The 24,148-nt window shown below is 60.1% G+C and carries 18 protein-coding genes; 9 read left to right on the top strand and 9 right to left on the bottom strand.

Translation table 11 applies throughout. The annotated features are described in order from the left end of the window. Nucleotides 1-159 precede the first annotated feature (159 nt). A complete protein-coding gene (locus HS101_15465; GenBank protein ID MBE7507668.1) occupies nt 160-1,632 on the bottom strand; it encodes a sigma-54-dependent Fis family transcriptional regulator in 1,473 nt (490 codons plus the stop codon). Between the two features lie 16 nt (nt 1,633-1,648). After that, nucleotides 1,649-2,836, bottom strand: a complete 1,188-nt coding sequence (locus HS101_15460) for a hypothetical protein (protein ID MBE7507667.1) — start codon at nt 2,834-2,836, stop codon at nt 1,649-1,651. A gap of 447 nt (nt 2,837-3,283) precedes the next feature. Between HS101_15460 and ald the strand changes: the two genes are divergently transcribed. The 3 genes from ald to HS101_15445 all read left to right on the top strand — a co-directional run bounded on the left by ald (nt 3,284) and on the right by HS101_15445 (nt 7,316). Continuing rightward, complete coding sequence (gene ald, locus HS101_15455) at nt 3,284-4,390, top strand: alanine dehydrogenase (protein ID MBE7507666.1); 1,107 nt, start codon at nt 3,284-3,286, stop codon at nt 4,388-4,390. Between the two features lie 228 nt (nt 4,391-4,618). Beyond that, a complete protein-coding gene (locus tag HS101_15450; GenBank protein ID MBE7507665.1) occupies nt 4,619-6,010 on the top strand; it encodes an efflux RND transporter periplasmic adaptor subunit in 1,392 nt (463 codons plus the stop codon). 115 nt (nt 6,011-6,125) lie between these two features. Then, entirely contained in the window at nt 6,126-7,316 is a 1,191-nt protein-coding gene (locus HS101_15445; protein ID MBE7507664.1) for an RluA family pseudouridine synthase, read from the top strand. Between the two features lie 1,443 nt (nt 7,317-8,759). Here the strand turns inward: HS101_15445 and HS101_15440 are convergent. The 3 genes from HS101_15440 to HS101_15430 form a co-directional block, all read right to left on the bottom strand. Then, nucleotides 8,760-9,131 (bottom strand): hypothetical protein, encoded by a 372-nt coding sequence (locus HS101_15440; protein ID MBE7507663.1) that lies wholly within the window; start codon nt 9,129-9,131, stop codon nt 8,760-8,762. Between the two features lie 130 nt (nt 9,132-9,261). Continuing rightward, complete coding sequence (locus HS101_15435; GenBank protein MBE7507662.1) at nt 9,262-9,789, bottom strand: hypothetical protein; 528 nt, start codon at nt 9,787-9,789, stop codon at nt 9,262-9,264. Between the two features lie 1,157 nt (nt 9,790-10,946). After that, nucleotides 10,947-12,104 carry a hypothetical protein gene (locus HS101_15430; protein MBE7507661.1) on the bottom strand — a complete coding sequence of 386 codons (1,158 nt, stop codon included), beginning with the start codon at nt 12,102-12,104 and terminating at the stop codon, nt 10,947-10,949. Nucleotides 12,105-12,309: 205 nt separating this feature from the next. On the opposite strand from HS101_15430, the gene HS101_15425 reads away from it, so the two are divergent. From HS101_15425 to HS101_15415, 3 genes are read left to right on the top strand one after another with little or no spacing between them, the layout of a single operon-like run. Further along, nucleotides 12,310-14,148, top strand: coding sequence for a carbamoyltransferase (locus HS101_15425; protein MBE7507660.1), 1,839 nt, complete (start codon nt 12,310-12,312; stop codon nt 14,146-14,148). Nucleotides 14,149-14,173: 25 nt separating this feature from the next. Beyond that, nucleotides 14,174-14,620 (top strand): hypothetical protein, encoded by a 447-nt coding sequence (locus HS101_15420; protein MBE7507659.1) that lies wholly within the window; start codon nt 14,174-14,176, stop codon nt 14,618-14,620. A 19-nt stretch (nt 14,621-14,639) separates the two neighbouring features. Continuing rightward, nucleotides 14,640-14,852 carry a hypothetical protein gene (locus HS101_15415; protein ID MBE7507658.1) on the top strand — a complete coding sequence of 71 codons (213 nt, stop codon included), beginning with the start codon at nt 14,640-14,642 and terminating at the stop codon, nt 14,850-14,852. Between the two features lie 96 nt (nt 14,853-14,948). Here HS101_15415 and HS101_15410 read toward each other — a convergent pair whose 3' ends face one another. After that, complete coding sequence (locus tag HS101_15410; protein MBE7507657.1) at nt 14,949-16,847, bottom strand: hypothetical protein; 1,899 nt, start codon at nt 16,845-16,847, stop codon at nt 14,949-14,951. A 207-nt stretch (nt 16,848-17,054) separates the two neighbouring features. On the opposite strand from HS101_15410, the gene HS101_15405 reads away from it, so the two are divergent. After that, complete coding sequence (locus tag HS101_15405; protein ID MBE7507656.1) at nt 17,055-18,878, top strand: hypothetical protein; 1,824 nt, start codon at nt 17,055-17,057, stop codon at nt 18,876-18,878. After that, nucleotides 18,868-20,022 carry a hypothetical protein gene (locus HS101_15400; GenBank protein MBE7507655.1) on the top strand — a complete coding sequence of 385 codons (1,155 nt, stop codon included), beginning with the start codon at nt 18,868-18,870 and terminating at the stop codon, nt 20,020-20,022. The genes HS101_15405 and HS101_15400 overlap by 11 nt, the downstream gene beginning before the upstream one ends. A 75-nt stretch (nt 20,023-20,097) precedes the next feature. Here HS101_15400 and HS101_15395 read toward each other — a convergent pair whose 3' ends face one another. From HS101_15395 to HS101_15385, 3 genes are all read right to left on the bottom strand, one after another. After that, nucleotides 20,098-21,015 (bottom strand): class I fructose-bisphosphate aldolase, encoded by a 918-nt coding sequence (locus tag HS101_15395; GenBank protein ID MBE7507654.1) that lies wholly within the window; start codon nt 21,013-21,015, stop codon nt 20,098-20,100. A 105-nt stretch (nt 21,016-21,120) separates the two neighbouring features. Continuing rightward, nucleotides 21,121-21,351 carry a hypothetical protein gene (locus HS101_15390; protein ID MBE7507653.1) on the bottom strand — a complete coding sequence of 77 codons (231 nt, stop codon included), beginning with the start codon at nt 21,349-21,351 and terminating at the stop codon, nt 21,121-21,123. Nucleotides 21,352-21,506: 155 nt separating this feature from the next. Beyond that, nucleotides 21,507-22,949: a DUF2029 domain-containing protein gene (locus HS101_15385; protein ID MBE7507652.1), complete on the bottom strand. Its 1,443-nt coding sequence runs from the start codon at nt 22,947-22,949 to the stop codon at nt 21,507-21,509. A 223-nt stretch (nt 22,950-23,172) separates the two neighbouring features. On the opposite strand from HS101_15385, the gene HS101_15380 reads away from it, so the two are divergent. After that, the gene (locus HS101_15380) at nt 23,173-24,030 is read left to right on the top strand and encodes a transporter (GenBank protein MBE7507651.1); all 858 of its coding nucleotides are present in this window, start codon (nt 23,173-23,175) and stop codon (nt 24,028-24,030) included. Nucleotides 24,031-24,148: the final 118 nt, after the last annotated feature.

Here is a 24,148-nt window from a genome sequence, read left to right as displayed (position 1 = left end):
ATTCGAACGTGTTGTCAAGAATTCGAGTCGCCCGTGGATTTGGACACAACGAGGACTTTCGGCAGTCGTTTACATTGCCCGGCAATTCCAGGCGGTACACTCAAACAGCACACTCGCGACGGGTGGCGATCAACGGCTGTTAGAATCGGACGCGAACGCCTATGCCGAACCTCCGGCGTGCTTGTCCGGGTCGTATTCCAGCCCGAAGTGTTTCATCTTCTTATAAAGCGTCGTGCGATTGATCTGCAGGACTTCTGCCGTTTCCTGGCGGTTCCAGTTGTTCGCCTTCAGGGCCGCTTCGATGATTCGCCGCTCGGGCTCTTCCAGGGCGTCCCTCAGGGAGATGGGCTTGTAGGGAATCTCGCCGGTCGATGAGGTCGTGCCGGGCGTCTGGCCCTCCATCACCGACGCGGGCAGGTCTTCCGGCGCGATGTGCCGACTCTTGCAGAGTACGACGGCCCGTTCAATCGCATTTTCCAGTTCGCGCACGTTGCCCGGCCAGTGGTAGCGTTGGAGGAGATTGATGGCCTCCGCCGTCAGGCCGACGATCTGCTTTTTGTTCTCGTCGCAATACTTCTTGAGGAACGTTTCCGCCAAGAGCGGAATATCGCCGAGTCGCTCAACGAGCGGCGGCATGGCGAGCGTTACGACGTTGACGCGATAGTACAGGTCCTGCCGAAACCGCCCGGCCTCGACTTCGCGCTTGAGATCGACGTTGGACGCGAGGATCACGCGCACATCGGCATTGACCGTGGCATTCGAGCCGACCGGCTCATACCGCCGCTCCTGCAAGACGCGCAGCAGCTTCACCTGAAACGCAGGCGACGCCGAATTGATCTCGTCGAGGAAGATGGTCCCGCCCTCGGCCGCCTTGAACTTGCCTTCCTTATTTGCAACGGCCCCGGTGAAGCTGCCTTTGACGTGGCCGAACAGCTCCGACTCGAGCAGGCCTTCGGGAATGGCGCCGCACGACACCTCAATGAACGGCTTATTGCGACGATCGGAACGCTGGTGAATCGCCCGGGCGACGAGGCTCTTACCGGTTCCTGACTCACCGGAGATCAGCACCGTCGACTTGCTGTCGGCGACCGTCTGGACGAGGTCGAAGATCTTGAGCATCTTGTAGTCGTGGCCGACGACGCTATCGAGCGAGTAGCGCAGATCGAGCTGCTGCCGGAGTGAGCGATTTTCCTTGAGCAGCGACTGTTGGGCGACGGCGCGCTGGACGACAAGACGAATCTCGTCGTCCGACAGGGGTTTGGTGAGATAGTCGTAAGCGCCCATCTTGATCGCCTCGACGGCGGACTCGATGGTGCCGTAGCCGGTGACGACGATGGTGACGATGTCGGGCCATCGGTCGTGAAGCGTGCGAAGGAGTTCGAAGCCGTCGGACTGCGGCATGTTCACGTCGGTGATGACGAGATTGAACGGTTCCTGCTCGATGGCCTCGATCGCCTGCGCGACGCCGGGAGCGCCGGTCACGTCGTAGCCCTCAAGGCGCAGGAACTCGCTCAGCGAATCAACGACAATGCGGTCATCATCCACGATGAGAATGCGGCCCTTCTCGACGCTCGGTGCGCCGCGGCGCGATGCGGCGTCGGCGGGCTGATGGACGGTTTGTTTTACCGACATTACATGCACCTCCCCATTAGCGGGAATTGTTTCCCGGTTTCGTCGAATCCGATATCTGTGAATCCCCTTGATGGCCCGCCTGTTTGTGGAGCGGCGTGGCCTCGCAATTGCGAATCGGGATTCGAACCGTCATCACCGTGCCTTTCGGCTCGTTGCGCGACGCCGTGATGGAACCTGAATACTTCTCGATCAATTCTTTCGACACCGCCAAGCCCAGGCCGGTTCCGCTGCCGATGGGCTTCGTGGTGAAAAATGGCTCGAAGATGCGATCGACATCCGCAGGCAGCCCGATGCCCGTGTCGGAAACGGTCACGATGACATCCGGTTCGGCAATTCTGGTGGTCACGGTCAGGGTCCCGCCGTCCGGCATGGCGTCGATCGAGTTCTTGATAAGGTTGCAGAATATCTGAAAGAGATTGCTACCACGCACGACGGGCATGTCCGATTCGTGGAAGTTGCACACCAGGGTGATCTTGGCTTCCTGGGCCCGTCCCTCCATGGCCGACAGGGCGTCTTCGACGAGCTTATTGATCGTCGCCTGCTCGAAGGTGCTCGGCGTGGCGCGCGAGAACTCCAGCAGGTCGCCGCCAATCTCGGCGAGTCGATGAACCGCGCTTCTGGCCGACTCAAGGTACTCGACGATCTTCGAATCGCCCAACTCGGTCGCCCGACGCAGCGCGAGATTCGTAAACCGCAGGATTCCATCGAGCGGGTTGTTCAGTTCGTGCGCCACGCGCGCAGCCAGTTTGCCGACGGCTGCAAGCCGCTCGGAGACGGCGAGACGTCGCTCCATGCTGATATGAGAGGACACATCTTCGGCGAGCAAAAGTCCGCCGGATGCGGATTCCTCCCCGTTCAGGCGAAGCGGGCTGACCATCACATTGAGAAAAGTCTCGCCGGCGCGGTCCGCATTCTTGATGGAGACATCCAATCGCCGCGGCAATTGAGTCGTCATGACCTGCCGCAATTCGGTGGTCCAGTCCTCGAAGCGCCCTTCGACGCCCAGACGCGACAATGCGACGCCCAGGTCTTGCTCCCCGTGGAGGAGGTCCTGCGCGGACCGGTTGGCAAGGGTGACCTGCAGACGCCTGTCGAAGAGGACCATGGCCATCGGCAGCGATTCGATGACTGACCCGAGCAGGTCGCCCAGCGAGCCGGCCGCTGACGGAGCTTGGTGAATGGACTTCGTCGACGTGGTCGTCATTGCGCCGATGGACCCCTGCCTATTTCAAGAAATCGTGATCAGGCCGCTTGGCCCCTGTGAAATTACTCGTTCACGGTGCCGCTGCGGGCCTTAACAGTATCGGTAGGTCGGAACTTCGATCAAGCCAAATGTTGCATTTTTGCATCATTTGGAGGTTATGGGGAGAATGGGCCGGTCTGTGTCAGGTTGCCCGGTCATTGTCGGACGTAACCCGCCAAATGGTTTCCAAGTCTCGTTAGCGAGCAGAATTAGGATTCGGAAGGCACACCGGGACCGGGTATTCCAGGTGGCCCGAAGATGCGGCCGCGGTCGGTCGCGTTGCCGAGAGTCGGCCCTTTGAATAGCATGGCCGCGATTCTCAGAGGCGTTGCCGCTTGAACAGGCGGAACTCACACGCCGGCTGAAAGTGTGTCCGCCACGATTCGTGTCCCCCCAGGAGCCTCCAGGATGATTGTCGGCTGTGTCAAAGAGATCAAATCGGATGAGTACCGCGTCGGCATCGTTCCCGGCGGGGCGGCTGACCTGGTTCGCGCCGGCCACAAGGTCCTCATTGAGAAGGACGCCGGTCACGGCTCAGGTTTCACCGACTCGGAATATGAGGCGGTCGGGGCCACGGTCGTCGATACGGCCCAGGAGGTCTTCGCCAAGTCAGAATTGATCGTCAAGGTCAAGGAGCCGCAGCCTTCCGAGTGCGCGATGCTTCGCGAAGAGCAGGTTTGCTTCACATATTTTCACTTTGCCGCCGACCGCAAGCTGACCGAGGGCGTCCTTAAAAGCGGGTGCGTAGCCATTGCCTATGAGACCGTGCGCGATCGTGAACGACGTCTGCCGCTCTTGACTCCGATGAGCGAGGTCGCCGGCAAGATGAGCGTGCAGGAAGGCGCGAAGTACCTTGAACGGCCGATGATGGGCCGCGGCATTCTGCTGGGAGGCATCCCCGGTGTGCAGCCTGCCACGGTACTGATTCTCGGCGCGGGCATTGTCGGGATGAATGCCGCGAAGGTCGCCGCAGGGTTGGGAGCTCACGTCATCCTCATGGACGTGAACCTTGAACGGTTGCGATATCTCTCGGATGTCATGGCCGCGAACGTGCAGCTTGTCTTCAGCAGCGACGCGATGATCCGCGAGCATCTGATCCTCGCCGATCTCGTCATTGGCGCCGTGCTGATCCCCGGGGCGCTTTGTCCGACGCTTATTACCCGGTCTTATCTATCGACGATGAAGCAGGGCGCGGTGATCGTCGACGTCGGCGTCGATCAGGGTGGCTGCTGCGAGACGATTCGCCCGACGACGCACGCCGATCCGACGTATATCGTGGACGGCGTTGTTCACTATGGCGTGGCCAACATGCCGGGGGCGGTGGGACGTACCAGCACGTTTGGCCTGACGAATGCGACGATGCCTTATGTCCTGCGGCTGGCGAACATGGGTTATAAGAAGGCAACGGCGGCCGATGCGGGCCTGGCGGAGGGCGTGGATGTCTATCGCGGCCAGGTGACGAATGAAGCCGTCGCTCGCGTGTTTAATATGGAATTCCGCCCTTACAAGCCCTAGGATTTAATTGCGATTTACCCGCCTCGTAGCCAGCCACGGTGTCAATTGCCGATGGCGGTGAACCAACGCGAAGACATTCACCGGAAGCCGCGTTTGCCTGATATGGGGAATCGGCGGCGATGCGGTATTCCGCATGAAGCGTGATCGCCGAAATACGATTAGGATCGACGCCGGCTGTCGCACCACGACCGGCGCATTGTCGGGCTCGATAGCTCTGGAGACACCCATATGAGTCGAAAACTGATCATCGGCGGCGGAGTCGTCGTTCTCATTTGTCTGGGGTTTTACGCCCTGTCGCGGGCGAGCATCAGCAACGCATGGCTGGATGGCGAGAAGGACCAGGCCAAGCTCGGCAATCTCATCATTCCCGTGACAGCAACCGGCACGGTACAGGCGAACCGCTTCGTCACCATCAAGAGCAAGGCCAGCGGGCAGGTCTCCAAGATTCACGTCGTGGAAGGTCAGATGGTCGAGGCCGGCCAAGTCCTCGTCGAGCTGGACCCGGTTGATGAAAAGCGCAGGCTGGAATCCAGTCAGGCGGATCTGGACCGGGCCCAGTCGGTTTTTGAGAAAACAAAGATCGCGCTGGAGAACCAGCAACTGGATCTTCCGCTTCAGACGGCTCAAGCCGAGTCACGGCTGCTGGATGCGGCGTCCCGGTTTGAGGACGCCGAATTCAAGTGGAACAAGATGCGGCAATACCTTGAGTCCGATGTCGCCGGCGATGTCGAGGGTGTCACGACCAAGGCGACCTACCTCGCCGCGAAGGCCGCCAAGCAGCTCGCTGAGGCGGACCTGGAGCGGGCCAGGAACAACGAGCGAATCGTTTTGCACAGCGCCGAGCAGGATGTGATTCAGGCAGAGGCTTCGGCCACGAGCGCGCAGAAACTGGTTGACGAGGCCAAGCTGCGGCTCGACGAGACGACGGTCCGCGCACGCAACGACGGCATGGTCTACAACATTGTGGTTCAGCAGGGCGAGATGATTCAGAGCGGTACGTCGGGCTTTACCGGCGGGACGCCGATCATGACCCTGGCCGATGTCAGTTCCGTTTATGTCATGGCGCAGGTGGATGAGGCCGACATCGGCGCGATTCGCAAGATCGCTCCGGACTATGCCCGACCCGGTACTTCGACGATGCTCAGCGACGAAGAGTATTCCCGCCGTGCCGGGGAACGCCTTAAGGAAATGGAGGGCAAGGGGGTCGAAGTGACGGTCGAGGCCTATCGGGCCGAGACGTATCAGGGCGTGATCGAGCGCATCCTGCCGGAGCCGCAGCGGGTGAATAATGCGCTGGCGTTTAATGTTCGAGTCCGCCTTGTTGGTGAGGACCTTAAGAAACTCATCGGGCTTCAGGCTGACTTGTCCTTCACGACCGAGAAGTTGCAGGATGTCGTCTTGGTGAAGAATGATGCGTTGTTCAGTGAGGGGCGCGACTGCTTTGTTTACATACCCATCAAGAAGAGCAGCGGTCGCTGGGGTGAAGAGAAGCGGCCGGTCAAGATCGGCGTCACCGACGGCACCTACACCGAGATCGTCTCCGGGCTGAAGCCGGACGACGAGATCTGGGTGAAGCGGCCGAAAGAGACGGATCGCGAGAAGCGCGAGAGCTCTACGTAGCATTGCGATCCTCGTCACCACCTGCACGTATTCAGCGATCATTCGTCACTCTGCCCTTTGTGCGGCGACGGGTGATCGTGCGGAATCTCCTTTGAGCGATTAACATGCCCATTCGATGATGAGCGCCGCAAACAAACCCCCATTGTCTGACGACGAGTCTCCCGAGGAGGGCGATCTGGCCGAGGTATTCGGTCTGGAAGATGCCGGCGAGGCTGCGCCTTCGGGCCGTGCGCCGGTTGCCGTCGATGATGCCGATGAACCGCTCGTTCAGTTGGAGTGCTCCGACGCGGATGAGGCGGCGCGGCGCGCCGTCATTCATATCCGCCGGAAGCTGCCGGGCCGGCGGCTGGACAAATATCTCATGGCCCGGTTTCCACGGGTTTCGCGCACGACGCTGCAAAAGCTCATCAAGCAGGGCGACATCACGCTCAACGGCAAGCCGACCAAGAAGAGCTACGAGGTTGAAGACGGTGACGTGATCGAGATCGCCTTCCCGCCGCCGCCGGTCTATGACGTGGTTCCGGAGGAGATTCCGCTCGATATCGTTTATGAAGATGACTACCTGCTGGCGATCAACAAGCAGGCGGGGATCATCGTGCATCCGGCCACGCGCACGCAGAGTGGGACCATCGCCAACGGCCTTGCCTTTTATTGTCAGGCGCTGGCCAAGACCGACGACCCCTTTCGGCCGGGCATCGTTCATCGCCTCGACAAGAACACGACGGGCATCATGATCGTCGCCAAGACCGACGAGGCGCATTGGCGGCTTTCGCTGCAATTTGAAGAGCGGAAGACGGAGAAGGTGTACCTGGCATTCGTCCACGGCGCGCCGGAGTTTGACGAGGATATCATCGACGTGCCCATTGGGCAGCATCCGACGGTTCACGATCGCTACGTCGCCACCGGTTTCGCCGAGCGGCTCGGCGCCAAGTTCGCGAAGAAGCTGGCCAAGAATGCGGTCACGCGCTATCGCGTCCTGAATCGTATTCGCGGCTACAGCGTCGTTGAGCTTTACCCCAAGACCGGACGGACGCATCAGCTTCGCATCCACATGTCGCATATCGGGCACCCGATCGTCGGCGACCCGTTTTACGGCGGGCGGCACGTTTCGCGGCACCAGGTGAGCGGCAGGCCGGAGGACGGGGTCGAGCCTTATTTTCGCCGGCAGCTTCTTCATGCGTCGCGGCTGACGGTGACGCATCCGATTCATCAGAAGCCGTTGACGCTTCACGCGCCGCTTGCGGCGGATATGCAGGAATTCCTGCGGTTGCTGGGGCTGCCTGACGAGGAGATCGCGGCCTTTTGAGGGCGGCGGGGAAACGTCGAAACGTCGAAACGTCGAAATTCACACAATTCGCGGCGACCATCGACTGCTCCGACCTGCGATTTCGGGCGATTGGCGGCATCAAATCCAAGGTGACATAAGGTGACACAGCCGGATTTTCTCGCTTGCAACTCTTGTGACGGGCTTGTGTTGGGGCGACTCGCGATTTTAGTGGTTTTTTGCGCGCATTCGAGTGACTCCTCCACCCCTGCCGGGGTGGGGTTTTTACTGAGATGCTGACCACTGGTTGCGCTCGGCTTGCTTCGCTGCGCCTTGCTCCACCAGTGGCTACAACCCGGCGCCCCTGCCGGGGCTCGATCGGGGGGGATTCGCTTGTTGGTACAAGCAGGTGCACGTTGCGGGGCTTGATGTGCGGCAATGCATTTGTGAAGGCGTGCCGGCGTTTATTTGGACTGATAATTGTCGCGGCGGTGCGAAGAGTTGAAGGTGACATAAAGTGACACACAGCATTCGGAAATTGTGCCAACGCTTGTGGCGGGCTTGGGTTGGGGCGGTTCGCGAAATGGGCGGTTTTTGGTGAAAACTCGCAAGGTGAAACAAGACCGGTGCATGCCCGAACGGGCGTGGAAAGTTTCGGGAAAGTTCGTTTGTAAGTCCTTGAAAAACGAGTCAGGAAGGTGACACAAGAGGGGGTAGGGGGTTGAGTCGTTTGGCTTTTGGATCGCGCGGGCATTGAGAATTCCATCTCCGGGCGGGTTTGGTTCGGTCTCTATTCATTGATACTTGCTCCGCGCCCGCGCCCCTGGGGGTGGTTGACGGAGCGTACGATTCATCGTGAGACGTGAATGGCGAGGCCTTCTTTGGGGAAGTCTTGCTGCCGCAGGTTGAGCAAGGGAGATTGCTTGGAAAGGTAGAATGTCCCCCGAATCGAAAAACACGCTTCGCGAGACAGGTTGAAGTCCTCCCGGAACCATAGTACGCGTTAGGTCTTCTTCAGTTAGGAGTCGGGCCGATCCCTCAGGAGAAGAGCTGATTTCGAGAACACGCATCTCTGCCGGAGATACGGTTGGCTTTGGCCGATAGCAAGAAGACCGAAGCCAAACACGCGCGAGTTCGTAATTTGACTCCACGTACCAGGGCCTCGATTGCTCAAAGAACACTGTGCGACTCTCTGATGCCTTGGCCATGCCTGTGAGAATTATCTGTGTTTGAGTGATCTCAGCATCTGTAACACGCCACCCCAGAGTCGTATCCATGATTGGTCCATTGGAAGAAGTGGCCTCGTGGCCAACTGGACCTTCAGGATCCCGGGCGCAGTGAATCGGGAAGCAAACCAGCAAGACTAATAGATTGAATAGTATTCGCCAAGTTGGATTTAGGAGCGCGCGGTTCATCGGTTGCATCCCGTCTAAAAGATACAGCGGGTTTTTGCGGAGTCAAATAAACTGGGAGTTTCTTGATGACCTAGGGAGCAAAAGAGGGACATTCAACTATTCCGGCGTTAATCCCGGCCGCTGTGAAGTGCGTCGTATCGGTCGAACTCAACTTCGTATCGTTATACATATCGCCATGCCCGCAGGTTTCGGGGATTCTGAGCCCGGGTTGTTTGTTTCGAGTGACTGTTGACGACAAGATCGCGTCTTCCAAGTCGGATGCGTCAAGTAAATCATCCTGACACCTTTTCTGATCCGCGCGGTCGAACTGGCTGTCAGTGATCCAGGCCAGGCCGGCGGAGTCCTCAGTGACCCGCGTTTTGCGGCCCAGGGTGTTGTACGTCGTCGTGGTCTTGCGGCCGGCCTCATCGGTCACCTCGGTCCGCCGGGCCGACGGGGTCATAGGTGTAGGTGATCGTTTTGTCATCGGAATTGCCGAAGGCGCCGTTCGCCCCGTCCTCTGTGCCAACCCTTCGACATAGTCCTCATCTATCAGTAGAGTTCATGTGTCAAGCGACTTTCACCACGGGCCGTTAGCCGATAGTCTCGAACAAAAGCACGGCAAAAAAACATAAGCAACCCACGATTGCGGGAATCACAACAATGCCAACAATATGACTCGGATAGACGCGGGCCGAATATGTACTGTATGTCACGTTGCGCCGAACTGCATAATGAACACCATAAGTCCAATAGAACATGCCGCCGCAAAACGCAATCGCAGTAAGCAAATCATATCCTCTCAGCATGAGGATCGTACTAATTCCAAGTACGCTTGCGAACACTGGCATAGATAATGTATAAAACAATGGTATCGACTTTCTAACAGTGACCGCAGATCGCGGGACAGTTGCAGTAAAACAGAACATAGCCCAATAAGGCGTGACGCAACAGAAGAAGACCTGAAGAAGAGTTAGTTTAACGATTCCGCTGTTATCGAGTAGCGCAAATGAAATGTGGGGCTGCAAAAAGCCAATTGGGAGCGCCAAGGCCACCTGCCAGAAGGCGCACGTTAGCCACAAAGCGGTAATGCAGGAGGTGGACGGCGTCTGGGAAATCACGATCCGATTCCATAACCACGGAGGATACAGACATGCTGCGAGGAGTTTCACTGTTGAAGGCCGGGCAAGCCCCTTGAGCCTTGCGGGGAGCATCAAGGATGTGGAATGATAAGCTTGCCAGCTCGCTTGCGCAAAGTCAATAGGCTCGCCGCAATATTCGCATTTGCAGTCGCTACGAAACTCGACGGGGCTGCGGCAGGATGCGCAAACGACAGGGCTTCTCCGACTGGCGTGATAGGCAAGAAACGCGCGAAGGTCCGCACCACACTCCGAACACCGATTGCCCGTGATCCGAAAGAGATCATATCCACAATCAGGGCAGTATCCTGGAGTCGGTAGGCGACGTTTTTTCCAAAGCGCAGCAGCGACGCCCGCTGGCGGAATCAGCACAGTCCATAAGGGGACACCTAATGACCGAGTACCATCTGGGAGCGAAAACCAATAATACCTCAGATGCTGGCCTACAAAAAATGGGGAGGGTTCCCTTAAGCGGAATCGCGGCTTAGGAAACAGTGGCCCACCAAAGTATGCATATTTCCCAGCGCCAATTACTCCGGAATCAACCCAAACGGAGTAACAGTGCCCACACGCCCCCGCTTCGTTGCTACAGGGTCTGTACAGAAGGGCAAACTCGAATGCGCGAAAGTACAGACTTACAGGGTAGCTTACAATCGCAAGAACAAACACCGCGACGGAAATCCAGAATGCAAGCATGGCAAACCAGGCAAAGAGTTGACGGCGCACAATGTTCGTTAGCATCCACATCTTCCAGCGGGAGGCACTGTTGGTGCTCCACAAACACATGGCGCGGGAGGGGGTGAAGTCTGGGGCGTGTTTAGTGTCATGGAATTGCCGGTCTTGATACAAGGGTAATTAGCGCTGAAAAGAAGAGGTGTCAGGATGATTTTCTCCGTACTTTCCGGGGCCGTCGCATTGACAGTATAACGAATTTCCTCGTTCGCTCGTTTGGCCGTGAGCAACCATATCGCTTGTTGCGTCAAGGGTAGGTCGCTCAGCGATGGGCCCGGCGCGGTCCAGCCGCAACCATAGATTATACCCTTGACATGCCACGTTGTTCGCCGAAATGTCGCTCCCGTGGCCGATGGGGGATTGGGAGTATTGAGTGAAGCGAATTCGAGCGATTTGCGGGGGCCGAGTTATTTTGCCGGGTTCGTTGATGATTTCTGATCGGTCCCGTTGGTTTGCTGGGGCTCGATCGAGAGGATGCCGGTGAACTCGCCTTTGAAGACGGGCTGGCCGTTCCATTTGACCTCGATGGGGGTGTTCGGCTTGAGCGGTTCGGCGTCGGAGATGAGTGCCCAACCGAGGACGCCCTGGCTGTTGATTTCGATGAGGCCCCCGTCCTTGATTTCGGCGTGGACATGGCACGGCTTTTTGTAGGACTTGTCTCCTTCGACGGCGAGCCACCAGACGCGGGAGAGGCCGGCGGGGAAGACGTAGTCGATGACGCGGGGCGTCGGCTTCCTGCGCTGCTGGATGAGCCAGCGCCAGAGGTCGGGGGTGGCGTAGGCCTCGTCCCAGCAGATGTGCTGAAGCTTGGGATACTCGGTGTAGATGGGCGAGCCGCCGAGTCGCTTGAGTTCTTCAATGGCGTCGCGAGAGCCCTGAACGGAGACGTTGTTGTCGAGGGCGCCGTGGAATGCCCAGGTGGGCAGATCGACGATGTTTGAGAGATAGTCCTTGGGGGCGAATCCGCAGACCGGGACGATGGCGGCGAAGACATCCGGCCGCAGCACGGACAACTCCCACGATGCGATGCCGCCCATCGAGAGGCCGGTCAGGTAGATGCGATCTGGATCGACGCGGTAGGTCGATTGGACTTCGTCGAGAATGGCCCAGACGGCGGCGGCTTCCTGTCCGCGAAACCACATATTCTGTGCCTGGGGCATGACGACGATGAAGGGGAATTTCATGGCCCGCCGCGCGACATAGGGGGGCAGGCCGACGGTAGTCTGCTTGATGCCGTCGGTACCGCACTCGCCGCTGCCGTGGAGGAAGATGATCAGCGGCCACTTGTGGTCCTTGTCTTTGACATATTGCGGCGGCGTGAACACGGCGTACTTCCGCTGGGCCCGATTGGAGAGGGTGATGGTTTTGCCGAGAAAGCCCCTGGGGAGCCTGCGCTGGCTGGGCTTCGGGCGGGCCTCTTGCTGGGTGGGTTGCTGGGAATGCGCGACCTCGGCTCCGCATAGAAGGATGATGGCGGCGGCGAGGACGGCACGAGTCGTCGATGGTCGACGGAGGGAGGGCAGGTGCAGGTATTTCAACAAATGCAGATTACCGCACTGGGTCATCCTTGGAATGATCCTCCAATTGTCCGCGTCTGGCAACGAGGATTGTGGCGACGCGGCTGATTGCGACACCGGCGAGCGCACAGGGCGATTTCTGTGTGCGTGCGATCAAGGCGTTCTTTGAATGCGAGGGAGTCTCGGGCTATATTCTGCTGCCCGCCTCGCCTGGATTGGTTCGTACGGCGTCGACAAGGCGGCCTGGGTCGCTATGAACATACTGGGAATCTCCGCATTCTATCACGACAGCGCCGCCGCCCTGATTCAGGATGGGCGGATCGTGGCGGCCGCTCAGGAGGAGCGCTTCTCGCGGATCAAGCACGATTACAGATTCCCCCAGCACGCCATCGACTATTGCCTGAAAGAGGGCGGGATCGGCGCCGACCGGCTTGACTACGTCACTTTCTACGACAAGCCGCTGCTTAAGTTCGAGCGATTGCTGGAGACGTATCTATCGTTTGCCCCGGCGGGGTTTCGCAGCTTTATGGAGGCGATGCCGCTTTGGCTCAAGCAGAAGCTCCATCTGCCGCGCGAGATGGATAAGGGGCTGAAGCATCTATACAAGGGCCGCTACGTTTTCACGGAGCACCATGAGTCTCACGCGGCCAGCGCTTTTTTCCCTTCGCCTTTTGAGGAGGCGGCCATCCTGACGCTCGACGGCGTCGGTGAATGGGCGACGGCGAGTTATGGCCACGGCAAGGGGAATCGCATCGATGTCACGCACGAGATGCACTTCCCGCATTCGCTGGGGCTGCTCTACACGGCGTTCACTTACTACTGCGGGTTCAAGGCGAACAGCGGCGAGTACAAGCTGATGGGGCTGGCGCCTTATGGCGAGCCGAAATACAAAGACCTGATCATGCGCGAGCTGGTCGACATCAAGGCCGACGGCTCGATCCGCATGAACATGAGGTATTTCAACTATTGCCAGGGGCTGACGATGACCAGCCCGGCGTTTCATGCGCTGTTTGAGGGCGAGCCGCGACCGCCGGAGAGCAAGCTGACGCAGCGCGAGATGGACATCGCGGCGTCGATTCAGTGGGTGACTGAAGAGATCATGCTTCGGGCGTCGAACCATGTTCACAAGGAGACGGGCAGCCGGAATCTTGTGCTCGCCGGGGGCGTTGCGCTGAACTGCGTCGGGAACGGGCGCATCCTTCGCGAGGGGCCGTTTGAGCGCATCTGGATTCAGCCGGCGGCGGGCGATGCGGGCGGGGCGCTGGGTGCGGCGCTGTTTGTGTGGCATCAGTTGCTCAATCATCCGCGCACGCCGCGCAGCGAACTCGACGGACAGGATGGATCGCTGCTTGGGCCGAGCTACCCGATGGAGGAAGTTCGCAGCATTCTGGATCGGTGCGGGGCGAAGTATCACTACATCGCCGATGAGAATGAGCTTGTCGATGCGGTGGCGAGCGCCATTGCCGATGAGAAGGTCGTCGGTCACATGGCGGGGCGGATGGAGTTCGGACCGCGGGCGCTTGGATGCCGATCGATCATCGGCGACGCGCGAAGCCCCAGGATGCAGTCGGTGATGAATCTGAAGGTGAAGTTTCGCGAGTCGTTTCGGCCGTTTGCCCCGTGCGTGCTGCGCGAGCACGTGCACGAGTATTTTGATATGCGGCCCAACGAGGACAGTCCTTATATGCTTCTCGTCGCGCCGGTGCGCGAGGACAAGCGTGTGCCGCTTAACGGCGACGGCAAGGACCTCTTCGGCATTGAGAAGCTCAAGCAGTTACGCTCGGTCGTGCCCGCGATCACTCATGTGGACTACTCCGCGCGCGTGCAGACGGTGGACCCGGTGCGACATGCGCGGATGCACAAGATTATGAGCCGCTTCAAGGAGAAGACGGGCTGCCCGGTGATCATCAATACGAGTTTCAATGTGCGCAGCGAGCCGATCGTGTGCTCACCGAGCGACGCTTATCGGTGTTTTATGGCGTGTGATATGGACGTGCTGGTGGTTGAGAACTTCATCATGCACAAGAGCGAGCAGAAGCAGATGAGCGAGGAAGAGATCAAGGAGTATCTCGCCCAGTTCCAGTTGGACTAGGCGGCGGGCCGGGTTGGAGTTTGTCATGGCGTTGATCGACATCGACTGGAAGCCGTCGGCCAAGTTGCTGCGCAGCTTCGGGCTGATCGGCCTCTTTGCGTTCGCCGTGGTGGCGGGCATTGTCGAGTGGAAGCACAAGATCGTCATTTTCCCGATTGCGGAGAGCGCGGTTCCGATGACGCGGAATATCCTGCTGGGGCTTGCCGGCTATTGCGGGGTCTTTGCGATGATCATGCCCCAGGCGCTGCTTCCCGTTTATCTTTTTCTCACCGCGGTGGGCTACCCGATCGGGTTGGTTGTGTCCTTCGCCGTCATGCTGATAATGTACTTTCTGGTGATCACGCCGATCGGCGTCGCGATGAGACTCTTAGGCAGGGACCCGATGCGGCGAAAGTTCGATCCGGCGGCGCAGAGCTACTGGATCAGGCGTACGCCGCCGGCCGATATTCGGCGCTATTACCGACAGTTCTGAAATTGAGGATCAACTCGCCATGCATGCAGACAAGAATAATCCCGGCGATCACGATGAGTTTGCCCGCGCAGGCGCAGAGACACGGACCGGCCTCGTGGCCGAGTTCTTCGACTTCCTCAGGCACAACAAGAAGTGGTGGCTGCTGCCGATCCTGCTTGCGTTTCTGGCCATCGGCGCTTTGATTCTGCTGGGCGGCACCGGGGCGGCGCCGTTTATTTATCCGATGTGGTGACGCATCGGACGGATGGGGCGAAGGCCCCGAATCTCGCGGCGGAAATCGAATTCACGCACGCGATGTCACCGTCTGCCGATGACTTCACCCGCGTAGTTATGGTCGCTCCTGCCGCTCGACGGGTTGGCGGCGCTTCTTTTCCTTTTTCACGACGCGCTCTTCGTTGTCGTGGCGGTGCGCGGGGGCGGCGGGGATAAACGCGTTGATCATCGGGCCGAACTTTTCCATCACGTCGTTTATGTTGGGAAGTCCGCCGAGCGACAGGCGAATCGTCATCTGGTTGTGGGCCTGACCAAGGGCGAATGCGGCGATGGTGTTGGCGCAGAGTTCGCCGGCCATGTTGGCCTGCATTGATTCGCCCGGGCTGTCGGCGTGGCCGGCCGCTACTTTCGCGAGTCGGCCGATGTGTGCGATGGCCATGATGCTGGTATCGCGGGGAAGGGCCTCAAAGGCCTTGGACAGCATTGGGTCGTCGAGCAGAGACTTGCCCTTTTCGTGGGCCTGAATCGCATCGCGGATGGCGCTACGCGTCAGGCCGATGGCGATGCAGCCGTCGAGCTCAGATACGTAGATTCTGCCGAGTTCGGGAATGGCGTAGGCGGTGACCGGGGTGCTGCCGATCTTCATGGACCGCGGCTCGATCGGCTCGTTGCCCTCGACGAGGCCGGGAAGGCTGAGGAACTGATCCCAGAGGGCCCGCGACTTGGCGACGTCGTTGACTGACATCAGGATGCAGGCGTTGGGGACGTCATTCTTCATTTCGCCGGGGACGACGAATCCGCAGACCTCGCGGATGTTGCCGAAGAACTCGCGGAAGATGTCGAAGCCGGTGATGACCCGATCTTCGCCGTGCTTCTGGGCGGCGTCTGCGGCGGCGTAGGTGAGCGCGGGATTGAGACCCATTCCGAAGACGCCGGCGGCGTCGGTGGGGACGTTTTTGAGGCAGTCGCGCGTCATCGGCGGGAGGCGCATCAGATTGTACGCGATGCAGCGGTGATCGTCGGCGAGGCGCACGGCGAATTGCACGCCGAAGATGTTGTCCTGAATCCCCAGGGAAAAGGCGGCCCAGCGGAGGCTGTCGAGATCGACGAGACCATCCACGACTTTCATTTCGCTGCGGTCGTGCTCGGACATTTTCTTGGTGGCACGCTGGATCAAGCCCTGGAGGTCGCAGTAGGCGAAGAGGGTCGCGCCCTTTCTCTGGCTTGCGAGTTCGGCGAGATCGGGCCGTGAGGCGAGGCTGTCGGATCGCTCGCCGATGAGTCGTTCGACAGCGGCCTGCACCAGTTCTCTGCCGGTGCCGACGATGAGAAGCGACTCGGTCAGGACACCGGTGACTTGTCCGACTTCGGGGAGGTTTGTGCCGAAGGTCGGCAGGTCGCCGAGCTTTTCGGCGAGGGGGGCGAATTGGAAGGCAGTTTCGAGGATGCCCTTGAGGCCTGCGGCGTCGCCATGGTGCAGGACGATCACGCCGGAGGGCGGTGAATCGCCCTCGGGGTCGAAGTCGGTGACGGCGGCGGCCACACCACCGAACGCGGCAAGATGCTCGAAGAGGGCCGGGCTGATGACCATCTGGCTCGGCACGTAGGCCATTGAGGTGGAGTTTTTGCTGGGCCTGCCGGCGAGGACGCCGCGCATGTCATCGGTGGTGAGGCCGATCATGCCCGCGACTTTTTCGATGAGTTGACCGGGGCGATTCAGCTCAATGTAGCCGATGGCGTCGGCGGGCATGAGGCCGGCGAAGTTTTCGGCGGCGAGGCCGTCGCGGCATCGTTCGGCGCCGGCCTGTGCCACTCGCCGGACCTCCTCGGGCGGGCGATGTCCCAGCACTTCGCGGTAAAGCGCCTGGGCGGCGGCAAAGTCGCGGGCCTGCTTTTCGAGGTAGAAGGCCTTGTAGAGGGCGGGTTCGTTACTCGATTGGGCAAGGCTGAGATGGGGGACGAGAAATGGAAAAAGGGCGGCGACGGCAAGCAGCGTCTTGCGTGATCGAATCATGACATGTCCTCCATTGAATGTGTCGAAAAAACTGAGAATGAACAAAGACCCCTCCGAGCGCAGTCGATGCCGCGCCGAGAAACGGAGAATCTTCTTACAAGGGTATTAGCGAGGCGACGGAGATTATTTTTCTAACTGATTTTTTTACTTCCACGCCGCCCGGGATTCCCGGCTGTCAATGCCGGTTTGGCAGATACAATGCCTCCCATGACCGAGGAGCCCTCGCAAAACGTCAGTTCGCAGGCGGGAAGTGAGCCGCTTCGGTCACCTGATGCTGATCGGGCTGGATTACTGTCTGTCATATTGGTCTTGGCCGCGCTGGGGCATCTGATCTGGTCGCGGACGGTCTGGGGAACCATTCCTCTGCAGACCGACACCGGCATATGGGCCTATTTCGCGGGGCGGATGCTCGACGGCGCGGCCCTGTATCGCGATCTGTGGGAGAGCAAGCCGCCGGGGATCTTCTGGACCTTTGCGGTCGTCGAGTGGCTTTTCGGCGGCGGCGATCGGGCGCTGTTGTGGCTGGATGCGGTTGTGACGGCGGCGGTGTGCATCCTCACTTTTTGCCTGGCCCGGCGATTTGCATCGCGAGGCACGGCAATGTGGCTCGTTTGCCTGCTCAGCGTCCTGCTGAATCATCGAATCCTCGCCGATTGGGGGGACAATCTTGAGAAGTTCGTCGCCTTTTTTGAACTCGCCGCGTTGCTTCTGCTGGTGCGCGGTCCCGCAAGTGGCGTTTCGAGTCATTCGATTCCGACAGCAAAGGATGGGGAGCATCGCGACGTCGGCAAACCAGATATGCCGATGGCGACAGGGCGATTTGTCGTTGCGGGCATGTGCTGCGGAGTTGCCTTTCACTTCAAGCAGACGGCCGTGCTGCTGTTTCTCTTGCTGCTGATTGCGATCGTCTGCGGCGTACGCGGCATTGCGATAGATCGTCGCGCCGATCGAAAACGCGGCGCGGCGTTTTTTCTGGCGGGTGCGCTGGTCCCGTGGATCGCCACGACCTTCTGGCTTGGGCTGCACGGTTCGCTGGACGCATTTGTGCGGCAGGTGTTGCTGCACGATCTTCATCGGGCGTCCGGCGTCGAGGCGGAGCGATCGCAGCTTGCCAACCCCGAGCACTGGGCCAACGTCGGCCGACATCTGATGTTCGGGCTGGCGATCTTCGGGCCTGCGCTGGCGGCGTGTCTTGCCATCGTGTTGAACCGTGGCAAGCCGCGGGGTGATTCCGAGGGCTCGGTCGCCGCAGCGCCGGCGGGACCGGCCCTCATCGCGGCGTACGCGGTGTCGGTCACGCTCATCTTTGTGTTTGCCCCCAACGGCTACGGTCACTATCTGCTTCAGTCGCTTCCGGCGGCGACGGTGCTCGTCGCGTGGTTGTGCGATGCCGGACCGATGCCATCCGTACGCGTTGCGAAGGCCGTCGGGCTTGTGGCCTTTGTCGTCGGCGCGCTGCAACTCAACGAGCATTTCAAGTTCCTGTCGGACTCCAATAGCGACGCCCGAAAGGCGTATGCGGTGATGAGTCGATACACGCGGGAGATGACCCAGGTGTTGGAGACCCGGACGACGAGCGATCAGTCGGTCATGCTGTGGCCTTCCGATCATACGATCAGCTACTACGCCGATCGACGGACGCCGCTGGAGATGTGCCAGGCGATTGACATCTTTCGCGGCCGGATTTACCTGCTCGACCCGCCCATGCCGGAGATCATTCGCAGGCTTCAGGCCGATCCGCCGGATGTGATTGTCGACTGGACGCCCGTGGGGGTCGGGCCGCCGAGTGAACAGTCGAACGGCCAGCCGGAGCTGCTTGTTCCCGCCGGGGGATTCTCGCTGGCGGAGGATCCGAATCCGGATCACCAGTACGCCGAGGGCAGAGAACTTGCGCCTCTGAAGGCGTGGATTCGTATGAACTATGGGGGCCAGCAGCGGGTCGGCAATCTGTGCACCGTGTATCATCGCGGCAGGCCGTGGCGCGACTGGCGGGAGTATATGGCACGAACCGAGCCGATCCTTGCAAACTGACGACACCGCACAATCCGGTAAGTCTCAACGAGCGCCGCTCTACGCGAAGATGGCGCTGCTGCTTTTCGCGCTTTCGACGGTCGCACTCTTGGCGGCTGCGTGGCTGTGGCACCACGGCGGCGAGGACGCATTTCGCCGGGGCTACACCCCGCTGACCGCTGAGTGGCAGATCAAGGGCGCGTGGATCGCGCATCCGATCATCGGGAAGATGCTCCGCTGCGACGTGAGCGTTTCCGACACCAATGAGCTTGGACGGCCGTTTGGCTATAAGGCCGTCAGGATCGAGCCCGGCGGAGGATGCTTTCGCGATGACGGCATTAACGGCGAGGTTTTTGCCGTGGCGGTGGGGGACAGCTTTACGTTTGGACACAAGGTCGCGCTGGAGAAGGCGTGGACGGAGCTGCTGGAAAACTCGCTGAAGATGGATGTGGTGAACATGGGCCTGTCGGGCGGCTCACCTTCACAGGCCCTGCGCATTTTTGAGACGTACGGCGCGCCGCTGAATCCGAAGGTGGTCATCTTTACGACGTTCGTGAATGACTGGCTCGATGAGGCGTGCTTTCAGGCTTGGTGGGCCCAGCGTCAGGTGCTGGGAGGGCAGGTCGATTATCCGCAGTCCGACGCCATCTACAACGCGGTTCGACAGAATGCGTATCGCCTGCCGGATGATTGGCGGCAACCGCCGCTGGGGGGCAGCGCGGATTGCGACATCGACGGCGAGAGTTACCGGTTCGATGGCGCCGCCTATGCGGAGCAGGACACGCGCAGCCCCACCATTGACGAGGGTCGGCGGCAAAGTGAAAAGGCGATTGTCGAGCTTCGCAATCGTGCCAATCAAATCGGGGCGAGACTGATTGTCGTGGCGATACCGGCGAAGGAGTACGTCTATCACGATCGGGTGATTAAGATCATTTCGTATGCGGTTGACATGCCGGCGGACACCTTCTGCACGATGACGGCGGATTGGTGCCGGAAGAACGGGATCGAGTGCATCGACATGCTGCCGGTCCTCAGGAAGCGCGTTGCGGCCGGAGAGAAGCCCTATTTCCCGCGCGACGGGCACCTTCGGGAAGAGGGTAATGCGATGCTCGCGGAGGAAGTGGGTCGCGTGCTTGCGGCGGACAAGTTGACTTCCCAGAAATAAGAAAAGCCCACGGATTGGCATCCGTGGGCTTGGGTTTGGGCTTGTTGCTGATCGTCTTGCGGCGGTTTTGCGGACTTACTTCGAGTAGATCTTGACGATCTCGTCGAGGAACTTGAGGGCGTCGTTTCGCTTGCGCTGGAAGGTGTTTCGGCCGATGATGGAGCCGAAGCCGCCGCCGTCGCGGATCGCCTTGCACTCGTCGAAGACCGCGGCGTCGTTGTCGTTCTTGGCGCCGCCACTGAAGATGACGATGCGGCGACCGGCGAAAGAGCACTGGGTCACGTGCTTGACGCGCTCGGTGAGCGTGCCGATGGCGATCTTCTCTTTCTCGTAGACTTTTCGGGCCGCGTCCTGTTCGAGGTGGGCAGTGGGCAACTTAACCTTGACGATGTGGGCGCCGAGTTGGCAGGCGATCTGCGCCGCGTAGCCGGCCACGTCGATGGCCGTCTCGCCTTGTTTGCTCAGGCTGCTGCCGCGGGGGTAGCTCCAGATGACGACGACGAGACCGTTCGCCTTGGCCTCTTCGGCGTAGTGCTGGACGTTCTCGTACATCTCCTGCCGCAGGGCCGAGCCGGGATAGATGGTGAGGCCGACGCCGACACAACCGAGACGAACGGCATCCCTGACCGAGGCGGTGAGGGCCTGCCAGGAGTCTTTTTCATCGGCGAGGGAGTCGTGATTGTTTGCCTTGAGGATCAGCGGCACTTCACCGGCGAAGTCGGCGGCGCCGGCTTCGAGGAAACCGAGCGGCGCGGCATAGGCGCTGAGACCGGCTTCGATGGCGATCTTGAAATGATAATGGGGGTCGTAACCTTCGGCGTTGGGGGCGAAGCTGCGCGCCGGGCCGTGCTCCCAACCCTGATCGACGGGCAGGATCACCATTCGGCCGGTTCCGCCGAGGCGACCGTGGTTGAGCAGTCTGGCCATATTGGTCAGGGTGCCGGGATTGTCGCTTTTATACCAGCTCAGGATTTCTCGTACGCGCTCGGTCATGGTGAATCCTCCGTGCGAAGTCTGTGGGTGCCGGGTCAGCCCATAGCGTATCGCGCCCGGAAGGCGGGTCAAGCGAGACGGCCGTGGCCTGTGCCGACGTAGGGATTAGAAGTTGGGACCGAAGAGAACGGGAAAGAAGGTTGCGACCGGATTCGGCGCTGAGGGAAATTGGGGGTAGATGGGAAATCCGCCGTTGACGTCGCTGCTGGTGGGAGGCAGGGGCGGACCGGCGGCGGTGGCGAAGTTGGCGCCGGCGGGGATGGAGAATTGAAACGCACCGCAGCCGGCGGCGAAGAGCAGGCAGCATGCGAGCGCGACTTTGATGAAACGAGCCATTTCCCCCGGCTCCTGTTGAGTGCTCAAGCGTTGGTGAGAGGCGGCGCGGCGTTCTCACTTCCATGACCCATTGTAACGAAATGCCAATCCGAATTGAATGCGGATCGTGACGATTTGCAGGCGGCGGGCCCGATTCAAAGCGCGAGAGATTCGTCCTATATGGCGGGCTTAGGAGGTGGTGAAGGCGATAGTTCGGTGGGTTGCAGAGGATTGCGGAAGCGCCGGAGGATGATAACGATCTGGACGAGGCAGAGGAGAAGGCCCCAGCAGAAGAAGCCACCGTCGAGGATTTTGTCGGCGAGGTCGTCACCTACGAATCCTTCTCCGAGGAGTGAGAGCAGGACGAGTTGCGCCCCGAGTCCGGCGACGAGGGCGGCGCGAAACTTGTCGGTCCATGGCAGACACGCGACAGCGTACCAGAGGGCGAGATAGACCAGCGGGAGCGTCGTGGCGTGGTGCTTCCAGGTGCGCTCGCTAAGCAGCAGCATGGCGATCAGCACGGCGGAGAACTCGAGCAGACGAATCGGGTCGGAGCGATCGGAGTGCTTTCGACGACACGACCATGCGAGGACGGCGACGACGACGAGCGATATGGCCGTGCGAAGGAGCCGCCAGGCGCGCGACTTCGGGCGGGCCATTTCTTCCATGCCGACGTTTATCATCTCTTCGGCGGGCATGTGCTGGATGGCGATGAAGTCGGTGTTGTCCATCAGGCGGAGGATGACGCCGTAGAGGGACTGGTTGGGGAGTTCGAGGGTTGCGTAGCCGTCGATGGCGAAGGGGCGGACCAGCATGTCGAACCAGGTGCGCAGAAGGACCGTGTTGTTCTCGAAGCCGAGCATCAGGCCGGGGATGAGCAGGACGAAGACGGCAAGGCAGACGAGCGCGGCGGCGCAGAGCTTCCAGTTTTTCTTGTAGAGGAAATAGACGAGGGCGAGGGCGGGGGTGATCTTGGTGACGATGGCGGCGGCGAGGAAGAGGCCGGCGGCGATATCCGCCTTGCGAAGGTAGTACGTCCATGCGAGGGTCAGCCAGATCATCATGAAAATGTTCAGGTTGCCGTGCTGGATGTCGGAGATGATGGGGCGGATTGAGAACAGTGCGGCCACGATGAGGACGCCGGTGGGGATGGGGCGTGCCTGGCGGTCGTACTCGCGCAAGAGAAGGCAGATCGAGCCGAAGAGGCCGAGCAACTTGAGGATGGACCAGACGATGCCGGCGCCGACGAAACCTATCTTGGCGAGCGGGATCAGGCAGATGAGGACCATCGGGGGCGTGGGGAACCAGTGGCCGTAGCCGTAGGGGTTGTCGCCCTTCGGATAGTCGGCGAGGGCTTCGGCGCTGGGGAGCCAGCGGCCGAGGGCGGTTCGATGTCGGATGCCGCCTGTTCGAAAGGGGCTGTCGTCGATCTTCTGGATGGTGTGGACGAACTGGATGCTGGGGACGATCAGGATGATGAGCAGAACAACGCCCACGATCGGACGGGCGATTTTCTTGGAGAGGAAGCGGCGATCGAACTTTCCCAGGAGGGTGTGGGCATAGGGGTCGGTGCGTTCCTGGGCGTCGTCCAAAGTCGGGATGGCGGTTTGGTCGGTCATCGGGGGCGCGCCTGAACAGGAAAAGTGTCGCGATCGGGTCTGGCTCGCGGTGGACTATAAGGGCTGTCAACACGGGGACAAGACGGGGGATTGATGGGGCGAAGCGTCAAAAAAAAAAACCCTTGACGGGGTCCTTTAATGTACCATAAGCTACAACTTCGTGTATATGGAACATTATGGCGAATGCAATCTTGAGTCTCGTCGCGGCGGTTCCTTGCGGTTGATGATTGCCGGGTTTGCGATGCTGCTGGGTTCGGTCGCTTCGGCGGAGGATGCCACGACGCAGCCCGCGGATGAGCCGGTGGTCAACTTCCTGGGGCTGGAAGCGGACCCGATCGATGAGCCGATGGTGACGGACCGTCCGGACTTCACGGAGTCGACGCTGACGGTTCCGCGCGGCCGAGCGCAGGTCGAACTCGGTTACACCTACGTTTACGATGACGAGGACGGCGTGCGGGTCGGGGACCATGTGTTTCCCGAGTCGCTTCTGCGTGTGGGACTGGCGAAGGACTGGGAATTGCGCGTGTTCTGGCTGGGCGGGTCGCTGACGGAGAGTATGTTCCGCGAGACCAATGATGCCGGGCGGCGCGTGGACGTGAAGGGCCACGAGGACGGCGCGACGGACATGAGCATCGGATTCAAGTACCACATTCGGGAGCAGGACGGATGGATTCCTGACATGGGCGTGATTGGTGAAGTCTCCATTCCGACCGGCACGCGATCGAAGACGTCGGGCGACGTTGATCCGGGGGCGAAGTTTCTGTGGGCCTATGCGCTGACGGATCGGCTGTCGTTGTCGGGGAACGTGAATATCGCGGTGCCGACGGGCGAGAAGGGGCGATTCTTTCAGACGGCGGCGTCGGTTTCGATGGGGTATTCGTGGACGGACTGGATGGGCTCGTTTGTCGAGTACTTCGGCATATATCCCAACGATCGCGGCAGCGACTGCGCCCATACCGTCAACGGGGGATTTACATTTCCGATTACAGACAATCTTCAATTTGACGTGCGCGTCGGCGTCGGCCTGAATGAAGAGGCGGATGACCTTTTCGCGGGCTCGGGCCTGGCGATTCGGTTCTAACAGGAGAAAACACATGAATTTCACGCTCGATCTGATATTCACATCATTGCAACAGATCATTTCCGCGGTCGTGACGGCGATGTTCCAGGTGCCGCTCGATGTCATTACCGCCTTTCTC

It is taken from the genome of Planctomycetia bacterium, assembly GCA_015075745.1.
Classification (GTDB): domain Bacteria; phylum Planctomycetota; class Phycisphaerae; order UBA1845; family UTPLA1; genus UTPLA1.
This window is presented reverse-complemented; position numbering and strand designations above follow the sequence as displayed.

Coding starts and splice junctions, on each gene's coding strand:
- HS101_15465 (MBE7507668.1), bottom strand. CDS start 1,632: ATGTCGGTAAAACAAACCGTCCATCAGCCCGCCGACGCCGCATCGCGC.
- HS101_15460 (MBE7507667.1), bottom strand. CDS start 2,836: ATGACGACCACGTCGACGAAGTCCATTCACCAAGCTCCGTCAGCGGCC.
- ald (MBE7507666.1), top strand. CDS start 3,284: ATGATTGTCGGCTGTGTCAAAGAGATCAAATCGGATGAGTACCGCGTC.
- HS101_15450 (MBE7507665.1), top strand. CDS start 4,619: ATGAGTCGAAAACTGATCATCGGCGGCGGAGTCGTCGTTCTCATTTGT.
- HS101_15445 (MBE7507664.1), top strand. CDS start 6,126: ATGATGAGCGCCGCAAACAAACCCCCATTGTCTGACGACGAGTCTCCC.
- HS101_15440 (MBE7507663.1), bottom strand. CDS start 9,131: ATGACCCCGTCGGCCCGGCGGACCGAGGTGACCGATGAGGCCGGCCGC.
- HS101_15430 (MBE7507661.1), bottom strand. CDS start 12,104: ATGACCCAGTGCGGTAATCTGCATTTGTTGAAATACCTGCACCTGCCC.
- HS101_15425 (MBE7507660.1), top strand. CDS start 12,310: ATGAACATACTGGGAATCTCCGCATTCTATCACGACAGCGCCGCCGCC.
- HS101_15420 (MBE7507659.1), top strand. CDS start 14,174: ATGGCGTTGATCGACATCGACTGGAAGCCGTCGGCCAAGTTGCTGCGC.
- HS101_15415 (MBE7507658.1), top strand. CDS start 14,640: ATGCATGCAGACAAGAATAATCCCGGCGATCACGATGAGTTTGCCCGC.
- HS101_15410 (MBE7507657.1), bottom strand. CDS start 16,847: ATGATTCGATCACGCAAGACGCTGCTTGCCGTCGCCGCCCTTTTTCCA.
- HS101_15405 (MBE7507656.1), top strand. CDS start 17,055: ATGACCGAGGAGCCCTCGCAAAACGTCAGTTCGCAGGCGGGAAGTGAG.
- HS101_15395 (MBE7507654.1), bottom strand. CDS start 21,015: ATGACCGAGCGCGTACGAGAAATCCTGAGCTGGTATAAAAGCGACAAT.
- HS101_15390 (MBE7507653.1), bottom strand. CDS start 21,351: ATGGCTCGTTTCATCAAAGTCGCGCTCGCATGCTGCCTGCTCTTCGCC.
- HS101_15385 (MBE7507652.1), bottom strand. CDS start 22,949: ATGACCGACCAAACCGCCATCCCGACTTTGGACGACGCCCAGGAACGC.
- HS101_15380 (MBE7507651.1), top strand. CDS start 23,173: ATGATTGCCGGGTTTGCGATGCTGCTGGGTTCGGTCGCTTCGGCGGAG.